Annotated in this window: 5 protein-coding genes and 2 pseudogenes; 6 read left to right on the top strand and 1 reads right to left on the bottom strand. The window is 34.5% G+C overall.

The window, feature by feature from the left end:
- From AC1DUW_RS21850 to AC1DUW_RS21875, 6 genes and pseudogenes are all read left to right on the top strand, one after another.
- Positions 1–456 (top strand): phosphotransferase (locus tag AC1DUW_RS21850; RefSeq protein WP_477643444.1); only part of this gene is annotated, 456 nt, incomplete at its 5' end.
- An 88-nt stretch (positions 457–544) separates the two neighbouring features.
- Positions 545–1,237, top strand: coding sequence for an aspartate/glutamate racemase family protein (locus AC1DUW_RS21855; RefSeq protein ID WP_477643445.1), 693 nt, complete (start codon positions 545–547; stop codon positions 1,235–1,237).
- Between the two features lie 280 nt (positions 1,238–1,517).
- Entirely contained in the window at positions 1,518–1,796 is a 279-nt protein-coding gene (locus AC1DUW_RS21860; RefSeq protein ID WP_252432620.1) for an ArsR/SmtB family transcription factor, read from the top strand.
- A gap of 99 nt (positions 1,797–1,895) precedes the next feature.
- Positions 1,896–2,279, top strand: a complete 384-nt coding sequence (locus AC1DUW_RS21865) for a VOC family protein (RefSeq protein WP_053344853.1) — start codon at positions 1,896–1,898, stop codon at positions 2,277–2,279.
- A gap of 298 nt (positions 2,280–2,577) precedes the next feature.
- Positions 2,578–2,794 (top strand): annotated as a pseudogene (locus AC1DUW_RS21870) (IS1595 family transposase); the annotation flags it as partial.
- Complete coding sequence (locus tag AC1DUW_RS21875; protein ID WP_387784954.1) at positions 2,791–3,420, top strand: class I SAM-dependent methyltransferase; 630 nt, start codon at positions 2,791–2,793, stop codon at positions 3,418–3,420. The pseudogene AC1DUW_RS21870 and the gene AC1DUW_RS21875, both read left to right, overlap by 4 nt.
- 501 nt (positions 3,421–3,921) lie before the next feature.
- On the opposite strand, the pseudogene AC1DUW_RS21880 reads toward AC1DUW_RS21875, so the two are convergent.
- Positions 3,922–4,038 (bottom strand): annotated as a pseudogene (locus tag AC1DUW_RS21880) (YjcZ family sporulation protein); the annotation flags it as partial.
- Between the last annotated feature and the right edge of the window lie 295 nt (positions 4,039–4,333).

Genomic DNA, 4,333 nt, shown 5'->3' on the forward strand with positions numbered 1-4,333 from the left:
ATAGATAACACCCCCCAACAATTTGAGGTACTATGCCATAATGATTTTGCAATATACAACATTATTTTTAATCATAAAAGACCAATAGGTATTATTGATTTTGATGTTGCTGGACCTGGTCCAAGACTTTGGGACATAGCTTATACTCTTTATAATTGCGTCCCCCTAAGTAGATTTTATCTTTCTGAAACAGGTGAGAAAGTTTATTATAATTTATTACAGCATGCTAACCGTATAAAACAAAGAGTTAGATTGTTTTTTGAATCTTACGGTGAGGGAATAGAAGAAGATTATTTGGAAATGGTATTGCTACGATTAGAAGGGTTATGTAAAACAATTACAAGAAAAGCCAGTGAAGGTGACATTGCTTTTCAAAAGATGATAGATGAAGGGCATCTTGAACATTATCAAAACGATATTAAATTCATTCGAGAGCATGGAAAAGAGTGGATTTAAGGGCAGGTTTTTGTTGAACTACCATGAAAATTAAACACTAATAATAAGAAAAAAGACCATATTAAATAAAACGCAAGCTTCAATTTTTTTGAAAACTATTGGTCTTATTGGTGGAATGAGTTGGGAGTCATCGTTAGAATATTATCGAATTATTAACGAAGAAGTGAAAACCAAATTGGGAGGATTGCATTCAGCCAAGTGCATTTTATATAGCGTAGATTTTGAAGAGATCGAACGCTATCAAGCTGAAGGCGATTGGGAAAGTTCTGGTAAACTATTAGGGGATGTTGCTCAGTCCTTGGAAAAGGCTGGTGCAGAAATTATTGTAATTTGTACAAATACGATGCATAAAGTGATTAGATATATTGAAGAAAAAGTTAGCTTACCTATTTTACACATTGCTGATTCAACAGCAAATCAAATTCAAAAGTCCGAAATAAGTACGGTTGGTTTACTTGGTACTAAATATACGATGGAGCAAGACTTTTATAAAACACGAATAGAGTTTAATGGTATTAAGGTTTTGATACCAAATGATGATGATAGAAAAGTTATAAATAAAGTAATTTATGAAGAGTTATGTTTAGGGGAAATTCAACAATCATCAAGGGATTATTATAAAAAGGTTATCAAGAGTTTAGTTAATGATGGAGCTGAAGGAATAATATTAGGTTGCACAGAAATTGGATTATTAGTAAAACCTGAGGATTCAGAAGTGCCATTATTTGATACAACAGAAATACATGCTATTGAATCTGTTAATATGGCATTAGAAAAATAATTTGATTAGACACTGTACTTCAATTCTAGGTAAATCTCTTTTTCCTTATTCCTCTAACAGGTGCTTTACTTCAATACCAGGAGCTGATAAGCAGCTCCTTTCTTATGGAACAAACGGGGCAGGTTAATTGAAAAAGAAAAGTGTTAATAATTTATTTTTCTATAATGGTTCAAACTACTATTATGTGACTCTAATGTTTGCATGGTACGGTTCCTTTATCACGCTACCATACAGTTGCTTATACTTGACGAGCAACCGTAGAGTTGCTTATACTCGATATATGAATTGGGACAAAGACGCTATATTCAAAGCACTTGGAGACTCGACTCGACGGCTAATATTAGACGAACTTTCTGAACGTAACGAGCAGACGTTGTATGAACTTACGGTACGTCTTATTACGAAGCACGACCTTTCCATTACGCGACAGGCGATAGCTAAACATCTTTCTGTACTGGAAGATGCAGGGCTCGTAAAATCAAAAAGAGAGGGAAAATATCGAGTAGTTATATTTAACAACGAACCACTTAGAAATTTGCTAAAAGGATGGATAGAGTAAGTTATTTAAAAACTTCTGACGAATGTAGGGGTTTTTCTGCTTGGAGCCAGATTGTTTGCAGAGCACCAACGTGGTAAATATCAAAGGAGGCAAAACATTATGAAAATCATTGTTACCAGTATATTCGTACAAGACCAAGACAAGGCACTGGAATTTTATTCAGAAAAGCTGGGATTTGTAAAAAAGCATGACGTTCCCATGGGGAAATTCAGGTGGATTACGCTTGTTTCTCCCGATGATCATGACGGTACCGAGCTTTTACTCGAACCGGATGAGCATCCTGCCGCAAAGGAGTATCAAAAGAAGATATTTGCCGAAGGCATCCCAGCAACAATGTTTGGCGTTGCAGATATTCATAAAGAGTACAAACGATTATTGGAAAACGGCGTGAAGTTTACTATGGAGCCGACAAAAATGGGCGAAGTCACAATAGCTGTCTTCGACGATACATGCGGCAACCTTATTCAGATATTACAGAAGTAACTTTATGTAGAAATAGTTGTAACCTAGTTCTAAACGGCTTTATTGTTATGTTTTAAGTTGGGTGAAGTGTTTTTATCAACAATTAAACAACTTTATGTTAACCCTGTCCTAATTTTAGGACGGGGTTATACATGTTTAAGGTTTAAAGATAAATGACATTGTTGTAATTCGCCAATAGATATGTAAAATTGTGAATAAGTTCAATTAAACTAACGAAGAGCGATTCTTTAATAAGGATCGCTTTTCTTATTGAACAAACGGGGCAGGTTAGTTGAATAAAGAGTACCAATTTTCGGATAATGTAAAGAAGTGGATGAATAGGTTTAAATGGTGTTGCAACTAAATATATCAGTAACTATATGTACTGGTTCAAATGGCTTGAACTATTTGAAAATGCTAAAGAAGTAATAAAGGTAAAGAACTTTATGGTTCAATGTAATGTAGCCTATGCTAATACAAAAACAGCAGATTTTAAAGAAAGAGAGCCGATATTTGTAAAGGAGATTGAGGTATGACAGAATTCTGGGAATCAAGTTTTATAGAAAATCAAATGATGTGGGGATTTGAACCTTCAGACTCCGCAATCTTGACAAAGGACTTTTTCCTTGAAAAGAAAGTTAAGGATATATTGTTTCCTGGTATTGGATATGGTAGAAATGCAAAGGTTTTTATTGACAACGGAATAAATGTAACAGGTATTGAAATTTCAAAAACAGCGATTGAATTGGCAAGGCAAAATGGGCTTAATATTAGTATTTTTCATGGTTCCGTAACCGATATGCCTTTTGATAACAAACTTTATGATGGTATATTTTGTTATGCACTTATTCACTTATTGAATAATCGTGAGAGAGATAAGTTTATTAAGGATTGCTATAATCAGTTAAAGCCAAACGGATATATGATTTTTACTACTATTTCAAAAGAAGCCCCAATGTATGGAAAGGGCAAACAACTGGGTAAAGACTATTTCGAGATAATGGAAGGGGTAAAAATGTTTTTTTATGATTCTGAATCGATAAAACAAGAATTTGGAAAATATGGACTGATAGAATTTTCGGAAATTGTTGAGCCACATAAGAATATGGAAAATAAGCCTCCATTTAAATTTATAATGGTAAAATGTCAAAAAGAACTATAATTACAATTACATAAAAAATCAAAAATAGTGAATTGTTAATTGATAATGTGTAATCTATTCACTAAGACCTTCAAGTGCTCACGCATTATTCTTAAAAGGCGAATTAAGGGAAGTCAAAGGGCTTTCCTTAAAAATCACTTAATTTTCAACACTATTTTAAAACATAACCAAAAAGAAAGACCCTTTTCGAAAAGAGTAGGGTCTTTTTTGTTTCCAGTTAAAGAATGAAGTCCTCAAGAGCTTCGTCCAATGTATCGGAGAGTAATGGACGGAGCCGATTGGTTGAAGCTTTTGTAATTTCTTCTTGGTAATAGCCACAATGAATTCTTATTCAACTAAAGGTGCTTTAGGTGAAGATCAGAGCTGTCTTTAAGGCAGCTTTTCTTTATGCAACAATCGGGGCAGATTAGTTGAAGAAACCGACCAATAAAGGTCGGCTTTTTTCATACTATTTTAGCAGCAACCTCCGTAACCGCCCCCGTAACCATAGCCACCGCCGCCGTATCCACCAACAAAGCTAGCTCCAACAATGATTAAAAGTATAAACAAAACGACTATAAAGGCGAAACCTCCACCAAAWCCAAAACCGTCGTCACACCTTGATTCACAACCTGACATACAGACATCTCCTTATTTGTTTTTAAGGAGGAAATTAATTAAATGGGTTATATCACCTTATGCTCTAATCAGGAGAATGACACAAGTTTATTGGATAAAATATTGGGGGTACCACTTATTGAATGTAAGCTGCACGGCATATAAACTGTAAGGCACTTTTTCTTGAAAGACAAAACTTAGGGGTTTTTTTATCGAAGTGGTTTTATTGCAAATGTGCGTAGCTATTGCTTGTGCTATGGTGGAAACGTCAATAAAGGTAATTGGTATCCTAACTTTTTACGGGGTAATGATATAC

The organism is Peribacillus sp. P4_C12 (assembly GCF_056402095.1).